This is a genomic window from Rothia sp. HMSC065C03, assembly GCF_001837295.1.
Lineage (GTDB): Bacteria > Actinomycetota > Actinomycetes > Actinomycetales > Micrococcaceae > Rothia.
In genome coordinates this window covers 201,877-219,795 of the sequence record NZ_KV831978.1, presented here as the reverse complement: position 1 = coordinate 219,795, position 17,919 = coordinate 201,877, and the positions used below count along the sequence as shown (strand labels likewise).

At 60.4% G+C, this 17,919-nt stretch carries 18 protein-coding genes and 1 tRNA gene; 7 read left to right on the top strand and 12 right to left on the bottom strand.

Annotated elements, in window-relative coordinates; all coding sequences use genetic code 11:
- Positions 1–111 precede the first annotated feature (111 nt).
- Positions 112–768, top strand: coding sequence for a DedA family protein (locus HMPREF2605_RS01115; protein WP_005507588.1), 657 nt, complete (start codon positions 112–114; stop codon positions 766–768).
- Positions 769–900: 132 nt separating this feature from the next.
- Here HMPREF2605_RS01115 and HMPREF2605_RS01110 read toward each other — a convergent pair whose 3' ends face one another.
- From HMPREF2605_RS01110 to HMPREF2605_RS01065, 11 genes are all read right to left on the bottom strand, one after another.
- Entirely contained in the window at positions 901–1,503 is a 603-nt protein-coding gene (locus HMPREF2605_RS01110; protein WP_070615383.1) for a hypothetical protein, read from the bottom strand.
- Positions 1,504–1,635: 132 nt separating this feature from the next.
- Positions 1,636–2,289, bottom strand: a complete 654-nt coding sequence (locus HMPREF2605_RS01105; protein WP_246828148.1) for a hypothetical protein — start codon at positions 2,287–2,289, stop codon at positions 1,636–1,638.
- Between the two features lie 382 nt (positions 2,290–2,671).
- Complete coding sequence (locus HMPREF2605_RS01100) at positions 2,672–3,202, bottom strand: hypothetical protein (protein ID WP_141762258.1); 531 nt, start codon at positions 3,200–3,202, stop codon at positions 2,672–2,674.
- Between the two features lie 9 nt (positions 3,203–3,211).
- A complete protein-coding gene (locus HMPREF2605_RS01095) occupies positions 3,212–4,027 on the bottom strand; it encodes a multidrug ABC transporter permease (protein ID WP_246828147.1) in 816 nt (271 codons plus the stop codon).
- A 91-nt stretch (positions 4,028–4,118) separates the two neighbouring features.
- Entirely contained in the window at positions 4,119–4,466 is a 348-nt protein-coding gene (locus HMPREF2605_RS09610) for a hypothetical protein (RefSeq protein WP_246828146.1), read from the bottom strand.
- Between the two features lie 104 nt (positions 4,467–4,570).
- The gene (locus tag HMPREF2605_RS01090) at positions 4,571–5,806 is read right to left on the bottom strand and encodes a hypothetical protein (RefSeq protein WP_246828145.1); all 1,236 of its coding nucleotides are present in this window, start codon (positions 5,804–5,806) and stop codon (positions 4,571–4,573) included.
- A gap of 107 nt (positions 5,807–5,913) precedes the next feature.
- Complete coding sequence (locus tag HMPREF2605_RS01085) at positions 5,914–6,507, bottom strand: flagellar type III secretion system protein FlhB (RefSeq protein WP_070846694.1); 594 nt, start codon at positions 6,505–6,507, stop codon at positions 5,914–5,916.
- A 108-nt stretch (positions 6,508–6,615) separates the two neighbouring features.
- On the bottom strand, positions 6,616–7,419 hold the full coding sequence (locus tag HMPREF2605_RS01080; protein ID WP_070846693.1) for an organic solvent tolerance protein OstA: 804 nt from the start codon (positions 7,417–7,419) through the stop codon (positions 6,616–6,618).
- A gap of 135 nt (positions 7,420–7,554) precedes the next feature.
- Entirely contained in the window at positions 7,555–8,229 is a 675-nt protein-coding gene (locus HMPREF2605_RS01075; RefSeq protein ID WP_070846692.1) for an amino acid transporter, read from the bottom strand.
- 1 nt (position 8,230) lies between these two features.
- A complete protein-coding gene (locus HMPREF2605_RS01070; RefSeq protein ID WP_005504395.1) occupies positions 8,231–8,740 on the bottom strand; it encodes an asparaginase domain-containing protein in 510 nt (169 codons plus the stop codon).
- Positions 8,741–8,909: 169 nt separating this feature from the next.
- Positions 8,910–8,982 (bottom strand) — tRNA-Lys (locus HMPREF2605_RS01065).
- 87 nt (positions 8,983–9,069) lie between these two features.
- On the opposite strand from HMPREF2605_RS01065, the gene HMPREF2605_RS01060 reads away from it, so the two are divergent.
- From HMPREF2605_RS01060 to HMPREF2605_RS01035, 6 genes are all read left to right on the top strand, one after another.
- Positions 9,070–9,843, top strand: a complete 774-nt coding sequence (locus HMPREF2605_RS01060; RefSeq protein ID WP_083324833.1) for a histone acetyltransferase — start codon at positions 9,070–9,072, stop codon at positions 9,841–9,843.
- Between the two features lie 396 nt (positions 9,844–10,239).
- Entirely contained in the window at positions 10,240–10,857 is a 618-nt protein-coding gene (locus HMPREF2605_RS01055) for a hypothetical protein (RefSeq protein WP_005504391.1), read from the top strand.
- Positions 10,857–11,891, top strand: a complete 1,035-nt coding sequence (locus HMPREF2605_RS01050; protein ID WP_049337765.1) for an inorganic phosphate transporter — start codon at positions 10,857–10,859, stop codon at positions 11,889–11,891. The genes HMPREF2605_RS01055 and HMPREF2605_RS01050 overlap by 1 nt, the downstream gene beginning before the upstream one ends.
- A gap of 142 nt (positions 11,892–12,033) precedes the next feature.
- On the top strand, positions 12,034–13,116 hold the full coding sequence (locus HMPREF2605_RS01045) for a glycosyltransferase family 2 protein (protein ID WP_070846690.1): 1,083 nt from the start codon (positions 12,034–12,036) through the stop codon (positions 13,114–13,116).
- A 2-nt stretch (positions 13,117–13,118) separates the two neighbouring features.
- Complete coding sequence (locus HMPREF2605_RS01040; RefSeq protein ID WP_070846689.1) at positions 13,119–14,879, top strand: polysaccharide pyruvyl transferase family protein; 1,761 nt, start codon at positions 13,119–13,121, stop codon at positions 14,877–14,879.
- A 143-nt stretch (positions 14,880–15,022) separates the two neighbouring features.
- The gene (locus HMPREF2605_RS01035) at positions 15,023–16,351 is read left to right on the top strand and encodes an FUSC family protein (RefSeq protein WP_070846688.1); all 1,329 of its coding nucleotides are present in this window, start codon (positions 15,023–15,025) and stop codon (positions 16,349–16,351) included.
- Between the two features lie 131 nt (positions 16,352–16,482).
- Here the strand turns inward: HMPREF2605_RS01035 and radA are convergent, their stop codons facing one another.
- Positions 16,483–17,913 (bottom strand): DNA repair protein RadA, encoded by a 1,431-nt coding sequence (radA, locus tag HMPREF2605_RS01030; protein ID WP_070846687.1) that lies wholly within the window; start codon positions 17,911–17,913, stop codon positions 16,483–16,485.
- Between the last annotated feature and the right edge of the window lie 6 nt (positions 17,914–17,919).

The following is a 17,919-nucleotide window of genomic DNA, read 5'->3' as shown; positions in this document are numbered from 1 at the left end:
ACACAGCCTCCGCATAGTTTTGCACAATGTTCACCATAGGTACGCTTTCTATGCTGGTGTTACTCCGCCGCCGATCCGTGCGTGCGGTCCACTCACAGTTCAGGATTTTTCATGACTTTTCTTGCCACCGCTTTGGCGCATCTTCCGGTTGCGCTCTTGGGCCTCGACCTTGAGCAGTTCCTGCTCGATACCGGCCCCTGGGTTCTGGTTGTTTCGGCAATTATCGTATTTATTGAGTCCGGTGTTCTTTTCCCGGTTCTTCCGGGTGACTCCCTGATTTTTGCTCTGGGTATGCTGCATGAGCAGATGGGCCTGTCCCTGTGGGTTGCATTCCCGGTCCTGGTGCTGGTTGCCATTGCTGGCGCTGAGGTTGGCTACCAGATTGGTGCCCGTTACGGCCGTAAGATCTTCAAGGATGACGCGAAGATTCTGAGCACCAAGAACCTGCACACTACTGAGGAGTTCTTCCAGAAGCGCGGTAGTTTGGCTCTGGTTCTGGGTCGTTTCGTGCCGATTGTTCGTACTTTTGTGTCTCTTGCGGCTGGTATTTCTTCGTACGACCGTAAGAAGTTCCACCTGTGGAATATCGTTGGTGCGGTTGCGTGGATTGGTTTGATTGGTCTGGCGGGTGTGCTGCTGGGCGGTATCCCGTTCGTGCACAACAACATTGAGTACATTGCTGTGATTATTGTGGCGGTTTCTGTGGTACCGGTTATTATCGAGTACCTGCGTGGCCGTTCGAAGGCGAAGCAGGAATCTGCTGAGTAATACGTGAGTCCTTCTCGGCTCCTGAGCCGGGGATGAGAAAAGGTGGGGATACCGTCTGGTATCCCCACCTTTTTGCGTTCTCTCAAACCCGGTGGAGGTGATGCCCCGGAAGCCAGCTACACCTCCGCGAGGTTACTTTACGCACATGCTTCGAAGGTCCTCGTGAGCTTTGAAGTACTGCAATACCTGCGGTTGAGCCAGAAGAATAATGATGGCAATATGCAAGACAACATCAAGTGCGGTCCTGCCTAGAGCCAGCACAAAGAAGACATTAGGATCTCCATAGTGGTATGCGCCTGCTAGCCCAATCACTTCTAGGACGGGTACACCAATCTGACTCAAAAGAGGAAGCAACAGCAAGCCCAATAGGTTAAGGACAAGGTATAGCGCACAGTCAACGATGACCAGTATGTGCGCCCAACGGGCTCCTTGCCAGAGCTGCCAGATGACGAGCCCGCCGATAGCGGTAAAGCCAATCCATGAAAGACCAGCGAATTCCACACCACGCCAGGCCATCACGTACAGGGATGATAGGGCGCCCAATACCATCACAGCGATTGCGCAACCCATCGCCGCACGCAGGGCGACAGGCTGCGAAGGGACGTAAACGACTCCGTAGGAGCCCGGCATGCTGTATGAAGGAGCGGGTGTGCCCGGAACCGGAAAGTTCGGTGCTGCGGCGTTAGGCTGAGGTGCCGGGTCAACAGTCGACGAGTTGGGGGCATTGTTTAACATCGTTTTTCTTTCTTGTATGTGCCCCACACTGATGTGTGAGTCGGTGATTGTTCAAGAGATTGTTCAAACCTGGCAGGCTCATGCGAAACCTGCCTCAAGAGGCGGGCGGGGCTGTACCCCGGTTGGTTATGTTTAGCGTGCGCCCATGCGTCGCAGGTCTCCACGCATATGGATGTACCGCCCCACCTGCGGCTGGCAGAGAAGAACAATAATCACGATGCGGCTGATGAAATCAAAAGCGAGCTTCACATACATACCCTCAAGGGTCATAAACGGACCAAAAAACATAAACCTGAACGCTTGCGAATTATAGTCATTGCTCAGGAAGAATCGGGAAGAGCCAGCTACAACCAAAATATCCAGAAGCATACGCAGTGCGCCCTCGATAATAATCACCACTCGCGCCCACTCATAACCCTCATTGAGGTACCAGGCAGAGACTACTCCAAGCACAATAGGGAGAATCATCGTAAGCCCCATGGTTGCGCCTGCCAGTACATACGCAAACATAAACTCTAGACCCACAAGAGGCTGCAGGGGGTATGTAAGCAGGAGCAACATCACGCAAATACTTACCGTCCAGATGGCAATGGGGCGCGACGGAAGAGTAATAGCGCGCTGAGTACCCGGCACACCATGCACGGGGCGGGCACCTACAGGAACCGGAAGCTGAGGCGCCACTGCGGCGGGTGCCGCGAAGTTCGGTGCCGGAAAGTTCGATCCTGCGGTATTAGGTTGAGGTGCCAGTGTGCCCGCGGAGGCACCGGAAGTATTGTTAAACATCATTGTTCTTTCTCTCGTATGCTCGCACTGTGGTGCGTCAGTCGGTGATTGTTGTGCTCGTATAGGTAGATTTGTCCTAAACGTACCTAAAAGAGTTATTTGATGTAGTTAGCTGAGAGAATAATACTTTTTCAGTATAGGGTAAGCTCTTCGAGCCTTGTAGAGTTTTTATACGAAGCCTCGAACCTTTTAGGTAACTCAAAGGGTTTTACCAGCTAGAAGATTTCGATATTTAACGCGAAAGGGTGGGGATACCGTTTGGCATCCCCACCTTTTCGCCTTTAGAAGTCCGACGGAAGAGGCGCAGAAATTTGCCACCCACAGCAAGCTCTGTTTGATGCTCACGCATCGGGCTCTATCACAGCCTTCTCACGCCAACAGGCCTTTAGTATGAGCCAGCCGCGTACGTGTATCGGCGCATACCTGGAGTGAACAGCAATACCGCTATCACCGCATGGCAGACGGTAGGTAGATTCACCAACACAAGGACAAAAATGAAGTGCGCCAGCTCGGCGCCGCTCAGCGCCTGCACATCAACAGAGTTGAAGAGTATGACGGAACCAAAAATAGAAAAAAGACCGCCCAGCGCACCGAGAACACTCAAAATAATACTGACGATACGCGCCCAATTACGCCTCAGCCAGAGGAACAACAGGGCAATGAGGGTCACCGCATCCATCAGGATAATTTTGACCAGCGCAGGGATCGTTACTTGCACCAGCGCCTCTGAATTCATGGAGGTGTGGTTCGATTCCAAAGCACTCACAGTAGACTGGGTTGCCCCAATCAGAATAACTAGCACGGTAAGCACCGTTACCCATATCAGAGCAGCGGGGCGGCCGTTAGAATGCGGCTGATACGGCTGGTTCTGCTGATAGTGCGGGGCTAGCCCCGGAGATCCATATTCTGACATCATTGTTCCTTTCTATGTTCCCCATCCCGCGCTACGGTGCGGGGGTCGAGGGGTGTTCTCCCCTGATGAGGTGCGTTCGCCGTCCTCATCATCAGCGAAAAGCTCTCGAAGTTCCGCCGGGACCTGACCGGCAGCCTGTCTCGTCTCAGACATCATCTGCTGGCGTTCTAGCGCACGTGCCCCGCTAACGATTTGTGTGTACATCCTAATAGGAGCACGAGTCAGCAGCACAATCATCAGGAGGTAAAGAACGAGAGTAAGAACGCCGCTCGCGATACGCACCAGGCTGGACGCCGCAGCCGCTCTAGAGCTTAACCCCGAGAAATTATCCGCAAGAATAAGCACACCGCTAGCAGCCGCGAGAGCGCAGTAGATGATGGTAAGAATGCGCGCCCACTCGCGGCCATCCCAGATCTTCCAGAGAACAAAAATCGGGATGGCGGAGATGATGAGGGTAACCACCAAGGCAGAGAAGAGAACACTCACCACCATCTCAAAATCGATATACGACCAGCTTAGAATCGGCAGAAAGTTACTCAGGGGTCCCAGCACGATAATGGCGGCAGCGCACCACATGACGCTGCGCATAGCCTGCGGGCGCTTCGGAATTACCTGCTCGGAGGCGACAGGCGCGGTGTAGTCGGCGGTCGCCTCCCGATAGCCGGTAGTGGCTTGCTCGGGGGTGCTGGCGCCGAGCGCGTTGTCCTCTGCCGCACTACTCTCCACCGTGCTATTTTCAGCCTCGTCGGAGGGCAACAGCACGCTGTACTCGGGAACCGTGTACTCCGGGTCATTCAACGGTTGCTTTGGGGTGCGTTCTGACATCATTGTTCCTTTCTGCTCTTCGCGCCCAGCCCCGCACGCTATAGCGCAGGGCGGGTGCAGAAGAGAGTTTCCCCATGAGGAGGGGCATCATGCCCTAGTTGAGGCGGTAGCCTTCCTCGGTATACACGGAAGTATCCTTATAGCCGCGCTGTTCGCTGCGGGAGTTCCTCCGTGCATCCGTGCGGCGGGTCGTCTTGTACTGCTGCGCGGCCGCTTCTTCAGCCCGTCGGTTAGCTTCCTTCTCTTCCCAACGCGTCTGCTCTTCTTCTAGGTGAGCACGCGTTTCTGCGTCCTGATGCACAACAATCCAACCGTCACCGGCGTTCACCTGTTCGCGTGCATTCAGACGCGCCAACCGCGCAGTAGCCACGTACATCCTGGTGGAACGGCTCAGGAGCAACACAACAATCACCAGATAGAAAGCCGTGAGAAAAGCTCCCATAATGTCACTCACCACAATGGAAACTACGTAGTCTCTGGGCCGTGACGTTAACGATTCATCCGCCAGCCTGGAGAAATAATCAGCCGAGATGAAAGATTGCAAACTCAGCGCCCCAACAAAAACTGCAAAAGCGCTACCGAAGAGGGTGAGGAAGTACGCCCCTCTACGGCCCTTCCACAATCGGCGGAGGACAAAAATGGGTATGAGAGAGAAGATGAAGGTAGCGAATATGCCTGAAATGATGATGCCCGGCATATTTTCCATAACGCGATCTGGCACCTCGTTATGGATAGATACATAGATACGTTGGATTGCGGACAGAATAATAATCGCTGTAGCGAGCCACATGACGCCGCGTAACGCCTTCGGGCGCGGCGGGAGCACCACCTGAGGCGCGGCAGGCGCGGTAGAGCCAGCAGTAGCCTTCTCGCCCCGTGTGCTTGCTCGTGGGGCTTACCCGACTCACCAGCGGAGGCGCCACCGAAGTTAGGCTTCACACCCGCCTTCTGGGCGCGCTGAACCTGCTGTATCTCATCCAGCAGGCGGTTCTTCTCCGCCGGATCATTCGAGAGCGCATAATCGGCAGAAAGCTCACGCAACAGCTGCTCGGTAGAGTCCTTGACCGGGCCTTCTTCCTTCTCAAGCTGACGAAGAACATCCTCACGAGTCAGCTCTTCTTCATCCTCAGCACCCGAGGTGCTTTCCTCGATAGCCCTCATCTGTTTCCGAATCACCGCAAAGCTCGGAACCGCGCCCACAGCCGGGCGAGTCAGCAGAAACAGGAGAACAGCGCTACCCGCCGTAATGACCGCGACCAGAGCCTGCGACACCATAGACGAAGCAGCGGCAGGATGCGACACCGGATCCAAAGCAGTGAATGCAGGGAAAAGCACCTGCGCCAGGCCAAAAACACCGGCAAAGGCAAGAACACCGCTCAAGGAGCACAGCAGAAGGTACAGCATTATCAAGCGGCGCGGATTAATGTACCCGTCCTTGACCCAATCCAGAACAATCCAGAGGAACGGCACCACAAAGACGGCGTCAGGCAGAATCTTCGGCACGGCATAGCCAATGAACGAGCCGATGTTCAAACTACGACCCGCAGTTACGAGAATCTGGTACGCGTCCAAGAGGAAGTACACCAGAATGAGCATCATCGCAATGGAATACGCTTTACCGAGAATCGCCATTCCCCGGTCGAATTGTTGCTCCTTATCGCCAACTATGCCGAGGTTCCTTTTTGCCTCTTCAAACGCCGCCCTCTCATCGTAGGTACGCTTGGCAACGCCGGGGCTCGTCTGCGGTACGGACTCGTGTGCAGGTTCGGAAGTAGGGTGCACGGGTCATCCTAACAGTGGTTGGTGAATAGTGGTTGGTGAATAATGTTATCGGTGAGCCGCAGGCCCGAAACCCGCGGCTAGAATCTATACGACCAGAATCTGCAAGGCTAAATCAGGTAGTCCTCGCTACGGCGCAGACGCCAATCACGGCGCGCCTCCATGTAAGAACGCGACTGACGAGACCACACCAACGCCAACGCCACCACGCACACCAGCATGTACGGCGCAGCAATATACACGGGCGTGTACAGCGGTGAAGCGCTACTGAGCAGCAGCTCAACATCCTGGCTCGGCGCACCATTCAACGTACCCAGAAGAGCCGCAACCGCCAGCATAATCAGCAGGGACGCCAACACACCCAACGCCAACGCCACCGACAGCACCAGCGCCGCCCACCGGTAACCGCGCAGGTACGCCACAGTGCAGAAGCCGTGCAGAGTAACATTACCGAACGCGCTGACCAGCAAGAACATCACCGGGTAGTACGCCTGCGCCTCCACCAGCGACTGGGCGCGCCAAGTCGAAAAATGCGACAGCTGCGTCGTCGCATACGTGACACCCGTGTACCCGATCAGCACCAGCCAACCCACGGCAATAGCGAGCAGAACCCAACCCGCCACCGACACGAGAGTCGGAGTGGCAGGCTTCGTAGGATGCGTGGTGTTCGGAGTGGATGGCGGAGAGGACTCGACGGCGGACATAGCGGAATCTTTCGGATGTCGGCTGATAGTGTGCGGAAGATGTATGAGCGAGTGTGTGGTGTGTGGGTGGCGGCGCGGCATTCATCTACCGCGCCGCCTCAAAAAACTTTAGGCAGAAATGGACGGGTCAACCGTCGCGGAAATACTGTCAGGTAACGACGGCGAATCTGCCTGATTCGCCATCGCAATCCGCAAGTTATTGAAGCGGTAAATGGTCAGCAACGATAAGCCGACCTCGCTCAACCAGACCAGGCCCAAAAGGACGAGCACCAGCATGGGGTCAAGCCCCATCGAAACCCCAGCCCAGTCAAGCATCAACAGCAGGAACGTGATGGGTGAAAGCACCAGCCCCACCGCAACATACCCAATCAGGGAGCAGATAGCCCAGACGCTATACACGGAGGCGTCCGCCGAATCACGCGGAGGGCGCATCAGTGGCCACATCTGAACCACCAGGTAAAGCGCCGCCACAAAACCAAAGCAAATCGCCAACGGCTGCGTGTACTGAGAAATAATGAGACCCTCAACCAGGCTCAAAATACACAGAATAACCGCGCGGACCAGCAGGTTCTTCTTGAGCATCTGCTGGCGTTCCTTCACCTCTTCAGCGGTGTAAGTGCGCAGAAAAGCGGGAACCTGACCCTGCCCCGGGAACGGCGGCAGCGGACCCGTCGGGTGCGTACGCACCACAATCGGCGGGTTCGTACCATCCTGAATGATGACGGTAGAAGTCGCCGAAATAACCGGATGCGAACCAGTCACCACCGGGGGTGCGTTCAGCGGGACAGACACCTCCGGCGTAGCAGGAGTCACGTGACGAATAGGCGCCTGAAAGCGAGTCTGCATACCGGTATCCTCATCCGGGCGTTCCTCGGATGAAGCGGCATCTGTATTCAGGTGTGTAGCGCCCATGAGTGGCCTCCTGGCAGGTGCGGGTCGTGTTTCTGTCTCTACCGTATCACGCGTACTTTAGGGGAATCTGAGCAGTAGCTGGGCGTCGCAGGCAACGCCGCCCAGCATCATTACTTGCCCCTGTTGAGGCGCAGGTTAGCCCTGCTCCGCCACCTGCGAAACCTCCGCATTCGGCTCTGCTACCTTCTGCTCTTCTGCATTCTGGTGCTCTTCCTCCGCCTTCTTCCGCTTGCTACGGCGCAGGCTCCTGCGAACCGCCAAGCTATAGAACAGCGAGAACAGAACCTCCAACGCGAACGACGCCATGACCGTCAGCAAGCCCACCGTATAGAACACGCCCACACGGTCCAGCAGCGTCTGCGGGCCCTGCACCGTCACAAGCGCATAGGCAAAGAACGCCGTCATAATCGCCGCCGCGACCCCGGACGCCGCATTCGCCAGCAACACCAACTTCACCGAACGGTTCGCCCGGTAAATCATGGCAACCCACATATGCATCACCAGATAGACCAGCGGCACCGCACCAATCGGGAAAAGCGTGACGCGAATGAAGTAATAAACAGTAATCAGCGAGGGTACGACCAGCAGCAGCACACGCACCAGGTACAGGTTTTTAGCCGGTAGCGGGTAATCACTGGTGACATTCCAGAACTCATCAGCCTGCTGCTCCAGCTCATCCATAGCCTGCAGCTGCATAAGCTGCGCCTGCGACATATGCTCCTGCGGCACAAGATCCGAGGAGCCCTCAACCGGCGCAAGCTCAGCGGCAGAAACCGGTTCACCCCGCCGCATACGAGCGGAATCAGCCATCTTAGCCCTCAAAAATGCCGCGCGAACGGTCCTTACGCACGCTCTCAGCAGGGAAAATACGACCGCTCATGCTGATGTACACACCCGGCTCCAGCAGGTTCAGGGCGGCAATAGCGGCACCCAGGTTGAAACCGGCATCCGAACGAGCCATCACGGCGGGCTGCATCGCACCGGTCAGCACCACGACCTTATTGCCCAGGTCGGCGTGCTCCAGCAGGTAGCGGGCGGTCTCCGGCATGGTGTCGGTGCCGTGGGTGATGAGTACCTGGTCGTTGGTAACAGCGTTCAGAGCCTCGGTCAGCTCGGCACGATCCTCATCGGTCATGTCCAGGCTGTCCTTGCCAATCAGCGGACGAATATCGAAGCGCACGTCAGTGATGACGCGGTCCAGCAGGTCCTTAGCGGCAGGCTCACCAATATCCATGGTGCCCGCCACCGAATAGAACTTATCGATCGTGCCGCCAGTGGCAAGAATCGTGATCTCTTCGGGGTTCTTAATGGTGACGCTCACGGGTTTCCTCATCTTTTCGGGTCAACGTACACAAATCAAAAACTGCCAGGCCAACCCGGCAGAACACGCCCCACCACACGGAATCAACACGGGGTAAAACCCCGCACACTAGGGTGAAGACGCAAAAACCCGCCGACCCCCGCAAAGCGGGAGGCGACGGGTCGGCTAGTGCGCCCTGTGGGGCTCGAACCCACGACCTGCGGATTAAAAGTCCGTAGCTCTACCGACTGAGCTAAAGGCGCTCCTATCCACACAAAATTGAAAGTGTGCAGATAGAAATACTATACACTACCGGCTCCCAGCCAATGAACGGTACACTGGGAAATCCTATGTCTACACCCGCAGCATCAACCGGCGCCTCCGGGCGCGCACGACACCGCACCCACCACCGCCCCGTCCTCTACTCCGCCGAAAAGTTTGAACGCCACGAAGGCGGCATGGACCCCGCCGCACGCGAAGAGGCGGCGCACGCCTCCGCACGCATCCTGCTGATGCGCGGACGCGGCACCGACGAGCAGATGACCGAGCGGCTCGTCAGCTTCACCGACGACTACGGTATCGAGATGCTCGCCGAACTCTGGTCCCACGCGAGCGCCCACTCCCTGCCGGGTGCGCTGTGGCGCATGTACTGGCTGCGGGATACGGTGCACCGTTCGCCGCGCGGGGTGAGCCGCGCTTTTGAGCTGGGCATGGCGGAGGATTACCGTTCGCACGTGGTGGCGGGTGTTCCCGACCCGCCGAGTGCCGACGAGGTGGTCCGCACGATTGATGAGATTCTGGCAGGCCTGTACACCGGCGATATGGACATTGCGATGGAACGTTGCGCGGCGTTTGCGCACGTGGTGGCGTTGGGTATTCGCACCGATTATGCGCGCTCTGCCGGGCAGGATGGTGCGGTTCCGGGCAGCCACGAGGTGAAGCGTGAGGCGGTGGAGCGTCGTGCTCGTCTGCCGCGTCAGGCTCAGCAGATGGAGCAGATTGCGCACGATTTGGAGGCGGTCGCCGCCCAGCTGCGCGCCGCTGAGGCTAGTCAGCAGGCTAACGGGGGTTCGGAGAGTGATTCTGCGCAGGAAAAATCGCAGACCAACCTCGAAGCATTCTAGTCTTCTGCAACGTTTGGGCGCCTAAAAATGCGGGTTCGTGCCGCGAATTGGCACAGGTTCCACATTGGGTCGCAAAGGCGTGAAAAGCCTGTTTCTAATTGACTCTGCGCCGGGTGCGGGTGGATAATAATTACAAGATGTCGGGTTGCTAATAGGTAGCCCCGGGCTCCAAATCTTTAGCCGCTTCGAGCGGCCTTCCGCCGAGAGGCGCTCCCAACCCGACATCCCTAAACGTTCCGGTGGGGGTCGAGAAATCGACCCCCACCGTTTTTTGCTTAAAACCCCGTCTAGAAGCCGCCGTCAGCCCGACGCAGTTGTGTCTGAAGCTCGAGCGCTCATGAGATACGCGCGGGCTATGCGCACCCGCACCACCCAATACTGGTTAGACTGGGAACTATGCTGCACCGACTTTTCCCCCACGCAAACGAATCCCTCGCCTCCCTCGCTGAAATTTCAGCGCAGGTCGGTGAGGCCGCCGCGTTGCTCTCCGAAATGGTCGGCTCCCCCGTCGCGGAGTACCCCGAACTCTTCGAACGCATGCTCACCCACGAGGCGGACTCCACCAACCTGCTGTTCCGCACCCTCACCGAGGTGCGAAGCTCCTTCTCCCCGCCGATCCCGCGTGAAGACCTGTACACGCTGGCACGCAAGCTCACCAACGCCGTTGAGAAACTCACCAGCGCCGCGCACGTGCTGTCCCTGCACAGCATCGACGGCTTCGCTACGCACATCACCTCAATCCTGGACATTATTCAGCGTCAGGCGGTGCTGACCGCCGCCGTCATCCCCAAACTTGCCGATATTCGCGGCCTCGACAACTACTGGATGGACATGCTGCGCATCTCCCGCCAGGCGCTGCGCACCGCCGAAGAATACGACGCGTACATTGCCGAACGCTACACCCCCGAACGGTACCGCCGCTACGCCACCTTCCTGGCTCAGCTGACCGCCGCCTCCAACGCTATGCGTGATGTGTCCGCCGAAATCGGCCGCATCATCGTTCAGGAATCCTAATGCTCCTGGGTCTTCTCGCCTGCTGCGCCTTCATTGCCGCGGTCTACGTCACCGGTGTACACGACGCCTCAAACGCCGTCGCTGTTCCGGTGCGTACCCGCGCCCTCGGCGAGCGCTCCGCCCTGTACCTTGCCGCGCTCTTCAACGTGCTCGGCGTGGTCGGTGCGTTCCTGCTACTCGGGGAGTATTCCGCCTCGTGGGTGAGTGCCCCGGAGGGTATCACCGGTCTGAACGGCATTGTTGCAGCGCTACTCGTCTGCGCTATTTGGGGTGTGCTCACCTGGTTCCTGCGGTTGCCGTCCTCCTCAACCCACGCGCTGGTGGGCGCCCTTGCCGGCGTGAGCTGGTGGACCCAGACGAAACTCGAGGACGGTGCTGAAGCCTTCGGTTCGCTCGCCTTCCTGCCGCATATTTTTGGGGCGACCCTGCTGCCGCTCTTCTACCTGCCGCCGCTCATTTTTCTGCTGTCCTGGCTGATGGTGGTGCCGTTCTACCGGCTCGTGGTGGGGCATAACCCGCGCCTGGTGAATCAGCACGCCCGCGAGGTGCTGGCGGTGTCTGCCTCCGCAATTTCTCTGCTGCACGGCCTGCAGACCGGCTACCTGTACCTGCTGCTGTGGGCACTGCTGAGTGAGCGCATCATGGACCCGGCGCTACTCCAGTCCCTCACCAGGGGCGGGATGCTGCTGGGCGCCCTCATCATTGCCCTCAGCCTGGGTGCGGGCACGCTGACCGGTGGCCGCCGCATCGGCTACACCTTCGCCTACAAGATGGTGCGTCTGGATCCCTTCCGCGGCGCGGTCGCCCAGGGCACCACCGCCGTGGTTCAGGTGCTCGGCTACTTCCTGCTGCAGGTGCCGTTCTCCTCCTCGCACCTCGCTACCGCATCGGCGCTTGGCGCGGGCGTGAACCAGCGCTTTAACGCGCTGAAGTCCAGGATTGTTCTGCAGATTCTTCTGGTGTGGCTGGTGACCATTCCGGCGTGCTTTGTGCTCGGAGTGCTCGCAATGGTGGCGCTACAGTCCATCCACTAGATTTTGGGGACGCTGCATGCCCCACCGTGTCCACTGCCGCGGGATAGCCGGGCGGCGGGTTGAGTCTGAACAGTGCACACCTTCATAATGGGTTGAGTTCTTGGGCTGGCACGCGCCCACTCACCCTCGACTGATTGTGGTTATGTCTTCTCCCACCGTAGCTATTCTGGTCCGCACGAAGGACCGCCCCCGCTTCTTGAGCCGCGCCCTGGAGAATATTGCGCAGCAGACCTTCACCGACTACACGGTCTGCGTGATCAACGACGGTGGCGACGAGCAGGCAACCCGCACCGTTATTGAGGCATCCCCGCTGGGCTTGCAGGGCTCTGATGCGCAGGGTTCCGGCCGCGTGCAGCTGCTGACCACCGCCGGCGGCAACATGGAGGCGGCTTCCAACGCCGGTTTGGCGGCGACCACCTCCAAATACGTGGCGATTCACGATGACGACGACCTGTGGGCACCCGAATTCCTGGAACGCACCGTCGCCGCGCTGGAAGAGAGCGGCGCGCTCATGTGTACCACCCGCATTGTGGAGCGGTACGAGCGTGAGAACGCCGATGGCGAGTTCGAGGTGTACGAGGAGCGTATTTTCCACGACGGCCTGCCCGGCGTAGGTTTGCAGTTCCTGTTCCGCACGAACCGTGCCGTGCCGATCGGTATTCTCTACCGCCGCAGCCTGCACGAGCTGGTCGGTTTCTACGACGAGTCCCTGCCGGTGGTCGGCGACTGGGAGTTCAACATGCGTGCCGCCTCTGTTGCAGATATTCTGCTGGTGGATGAGCCGCTGGCATACTGGTCGCTGCGCCCCGACGCGGAGGGCTCCGAGGCGAATAGCGTGAAGCGTCAGGCTGATCACGCCCGCTTCGATTCGATGGTCCGTGCCCGCGCTATCCGCGAGGACCTGCAGGCGGGTGCCCGACCGGGCGCTTACCTGTACCAGGCGCATCTGGCGGCTGACCTGGAGCGCCGCGTGATTGATGGGCACGATCTGACCCGCGAATCCCTGGATATTCTGCGCTCTATTGAGAGCCGCCTGGAGCGTATTGAGGCTCGTCAGCAGGCTATTGAGTCCCGCCAGCAGTCCATCGAGGAGCGCCTGCGGGTTCTGAAGCACCTGCGCGCACCGGGCCGTGCACTGCGTTCCTTCGCGCAGCGTTCCCTCAATCAGCGTTCTCAGGCTCGTCGCGGTACTGAGACTGGTTCTACCGGTGAGAAGGACGCATAGCCGTGGCAGAGAACAATCATTCTTCTACAGCACTGCCCGTTACTGAAGCACCGCACTTTAATGAAGCACCGCGCGTGCTCGTTATCGGCGATATCGGCCAGCACACCTACCACGTGGGCGACGAAGCCATGACCATCGCGAGCGCGGCAGCGCTTTCCGAAGGCGGCGCGGCGGTCACCCTCATGACCCGCGATGTGGGCCATTCGGCGCGCTATATTGGCGCAGCGGTGAATCATGAGGCGGCACAGCATGAGGCGGGCGCGCCCTACGAGTACCTGCCGTTTTTCCTCTTCCCCTGGGCGCCGGCTGAACGCGAGCTGACCCTCGCGGCGCTCGAGTGCGTCCTGACGCAGCTGCACGCCGACCGAGAGCGCCCCTCCACCTCTGAGCTGGTAGCTCTGCCGCAGGTGCAGGCGCTGCCGGAGGTGTTGCATCCGCTGGCGCAGACCGTTGAGCGCATGGTGGAATTCGCGGACGCTATCGCTGCCATGGACGCGGTCGTGGTCTCCGGCGGCGGCAACCTCAATTCCCGCTACGGCTGGCTGCTCTACGAACGCGCCGCCGCAGTGCGTGCCGCCGAGCATGCGGGCGTGCCCGTGTACGTGACCGGTCAGTCCCTGGGCCCGGTGCTCAGCCCCGAGGACGCGCAGGTTCTGGAGCGTATGCTGCGCACCGCCCGTTCGGTGACGGTGCGCGAACATTCTTCCCTTGCCTGGTGCCGTGAGCGGGGTATTGATGCGCGCCTGAGCGTGGACGACGCCACCGACTACCTGGTGGACTCCCCGGCACGCACCCTGCGCTATGCAGAGGGTATTTCCGCAGGTCAGATGCTTAACAAGCTGCCGGAACACTACGTCTGCGTGACCGTCAACGAGTGCACCGAACAGCAGGCACAGCAGATTGCGCGTCTACTCAATGGTATGTGGCGCGAGCACGGCTACGCCCCCGTGTTCCTGAGCCATTTTGGCGACCCGCAGGACCCGACCAGCGGCGATATTCAGGCGCACCATCGCATCGCCGAGCAGCTCAGTCCCTCCACCCCGGCGACCCTGCTACCGATTCTGCACGCCGACCAGAGCATCGCCGTGCACCGTGCGGCGGCGTTTACTCTGACCAGCCGCTACCACCCGGCGGTGTTCTCCGCCGCGGCGGGTATTCCCGTGCTTGCCCTCGTGCCGGATGCCTTCACGCAGATGCGCGTGGGCGGCGCCCTGAGCCTGTACGGGCTGGGCGAGTTCACCCTGCCGTTGGGCATGCTCGCCGGTGGTGTTCCCGAGCTGATGGTTGCCGCCGCCCTGCGACACGCGGCGGTGACATCGGATGCGCGCCGCACCGAGCTGCTGGAGGTTCTGCGAGCCGAACGTGCCTACCTGCTGGCGCAGATTCTTGCATCTGGCGCAGAAAAGCTGGACGAAGTAGAGGCACCCGCGCCCTTCCCCGCCGTGGAGCAGGTTCCGGCGCTCCCCGAGCCGCTGGGTGCGACCGTCCGTGCCGCCCGCGAGCTCTTCACCGAAACCTCCCTCACCGCGGGGTTCGAGTGGGCGATGTCTGACCGGGCGCATTCCTGGGATGCCGAGCACCGCCGGCAGCTCGAGCGCGCCCGCACAATCGGTGGCGGGTACAGCGCGCACGGTATTCACGGGGCGCACGGTGCAGAACAGACGCGCCCCGTCACCGTTGAGGCTTATTCTGAAGCACCCGCCGAGGCGCATCCCGCCCAGCCGGGTCTGCTGGCGAGGGTGGCGCGCCGCATCCGCGGGTAAGCCGCGGCGCCCCTCCCCTCCTCGGGCGCTCTTCCGGGGCATCAGCAAACCCCTGGGGGAGCTCCCGACCTGGCCGGGGGCGCAGGTCGCACGTCACAGAACCGCGAGACCCGGCCTCCCCTCGCCCCGCTCGGCTCGACGGTATGATGGTGCTCATGGCACGCTTCGCAGAGATTCTACGCACTACTGAACAGAACACCCGGCAGTTCGTCCATGAGGGTATTCACCGAGTCCGGGCTGACTTCTTTCAGTCTGTGCAGATTGTTGCGGCGTCTATGGGCGCTTGGCTTTTCGCTGAGCACATCCTGGGCCACCAGGAACCCATTTTCGCGCCGGTTGCCGCCCTCGTATCTCTCGGCTATGTAAGCGGTGCTAAGCATTCCCGCCGAATCCTTGAGGTCTCCTTCGGCGTGACCCTCGGCATTCTCATTGGCGACCTTCTGCTGATTCTGCTCGGTCACGGCACCTGGCAGGCGGCAGTGGTGCTTTTCTTGACCGTGATTATTGCCCGATTTATTGATAAGGGCATTATTTTTACGATTCAGCTCAGCTTCCAGGCCTGTTTCATGTTGCTACTGCCCGTACCTGACGATGCGTTCACCCGCAGTTTCGACGGTATCGTTGGTGGCGCCTTTGCGTTCCTCGCCATGTACCTGATGCCGCGCGACCCGCGTAAGAACCCGCGTGCCCGCGCGCAGGCTCTCATGGATGCGTTCGCGAAGGTTTTCCAGCTTTCCTCCGAAGCAATCCGCTACTACGACTACAACAAGGCGTACCAGAGCCTGCTTGATGCACGCGCCCTGCAACCGCTGTATGATGCGTGCCGAGGCGACCTGATCACCGCGCAGGGTATGAGCGAGCTGTCGTGGAATAGCCGCAAGAGCAAGGGCGAGCTAGCGCGCATGGCGAAGACTCTCGCCGCGGTAGATTTGGCGATCCGTAACGACCGCGTGCTCAACCGCCGTATGGCGTCCACGATTCACCACGTGCAGCTGCGTACTGCTGCGCAGCTCTCGCTTAGTGACGCGCTGACCGAGCTGTCGCTGGCGGCGCAGAGTCTCGGCCTGGGCATGTCTGCACCGACCGAAGGCGAACGCGAGCACTACATGATGGAGGCACGCGAACGCATGATTAAGCTTGCCGGCACCCTCGAGCCGCGCACGATGGGTGTGGCGACCTTTGAGGGCGAGTCGCTCGTGCTGATGCTCCGCCTGATTGTAGTCGACTTTTTGGAGGCGACCGGCATGTCCCACAAGGACGCCGTGGCGGTTCTGGTGCCCCTGGGCGAGGCGGTCACGAAGCACGCACCGCGTACCTCGGCAATCCCGATTGTTGACGCTGACATGGATAACTCCAAGGTGGTTGACGACGTGACCGATAGCGCGGTGAACACCCACCGCACGAACAAGCTCCACACCCGCTCGATCAACATCATGTTGCACGAGAACGAGGAGGAGAGCCGCTCCTCCTAGCGGGGTTCTAGTGGGGCTCTAGCGGGGTCAGTGGCAACCACAAAGACACAGCGGAGGGGGCTCCCGGCCGGCATTCACGCCAGCCGGGAGCCCCCTCCTCTGCTATCTCTATGCTGTTGATGCGCGGGTGGCTATTTCTGCGGGAAGAGCAGCGCGAGCGCCTCACCCAGGGTGGTTACCTCACGCACGGTCACGCCCTCGGGCACGTCCCCCACGCCGGTCGGGGAGGCGGGCACCAGCACGTGCGTGAAGCCCAGGCGGCCCACCTCCGCAATGCGCTGGCGGATGCCCGGCACGGCGCGCACTTCACCGGCCAGGCCGACCTCGCCGAAGACCGCGAGTTTGCGCGGTAGCGGCTTATTCTGCGCCGCCGAGGCAAGCGCCATGACGCACGCCAGGTCTGCGGCGGGCTCGGCAATTTTTGCACCGCCCACCGTGGAGACGTAGCAGTCGAGCTTACCCACGTTCAGCCCGGCGCGGCGCTGTAGCACCGCCAACAGCATCTGGATACGCGCCGAATCCAGGCCCGAAACGGTACGGCGCGGGGCGGGTGCCACCGCCTGATCCAGCAGTGCCTGTACCTCCGCGAGCAGGGGCCGGCGGCCCTCCATCGTGACGGTCACGCAGGTGCCCGCCACCGGGTGCGGGGTACTGGAGACGAACATGCCGGAGGGGTCCAGCACCGGCGCGATGCCGTCCTCGTGCATGTCGAAGCAGCCCACCTCGTCGGTGGGTCCAAAGCGGTTCTTAATCGCGCGGAGCATGCGGATATTCGAGTGCTTATCGCCCTCGAACTGGCAGACCACGTCCACCAGGTGCTCAAGCAGGCGCGGGCCAGCGATGGCGCCTTCCTTAGTCACGTGACCCACGAGCAGAGTGCACATGTTGCGTTCCTTCGCGGCTGCAATCACGGAGGCGGCGACCTCGCGCACCTGGGTGACACCACCGGCGCTACCCTCAACTTCTGCGGAGGCGAGGGTCTGCACCGAGTCAATGACCAACAGGGAAGGGTTGACCTGCTCGATGTGCGCCAGGGCGGTGCCGAGGTCGGTTTCGCTGGTCAGGTAGAGGGTGTCCGCGATGGCGCGGATGCGGTCGGCGCGGAGCTTGACCTGCGCGGCGGATTCCTCGCCGGTAATGTACAGGACCGGGCGCGGCGGCTGGGTGCTTTGTGCAGGGTTGTTCTGCCCCGCAATTCCGGCGGTGCCGCGCGCGAAGGTGGCGGCAACATCCAACAGCAGGGTGGACTTACCCACGCCGGGTTCGCCCGCCATGAGGATGACCGCGCCGGGTACGAGTCCGCCGCCGAGCACGCGGTCAAATTCGGGGTTTCCGGTGCTCATGTAGGCGGCTACGCGCGAGTCGACTTCTGCGATGGGCTGGGCGGGTTTCTGTACGCTGGATGCGGCGCGGGTGCGCGCGCGGGTGCCCCCGGCGGCTTCTTCGACGGTGCCCCAGGTTTGGCATTCGCCGCAGCGCCCTACCCATTTGGCGGTGGTCCAGCCGCATTCGGTGCAGCGGTAGGCGGGTGCGGTTTTGGTGTTTTTCGTGCGCGCGGTCATGGGTCT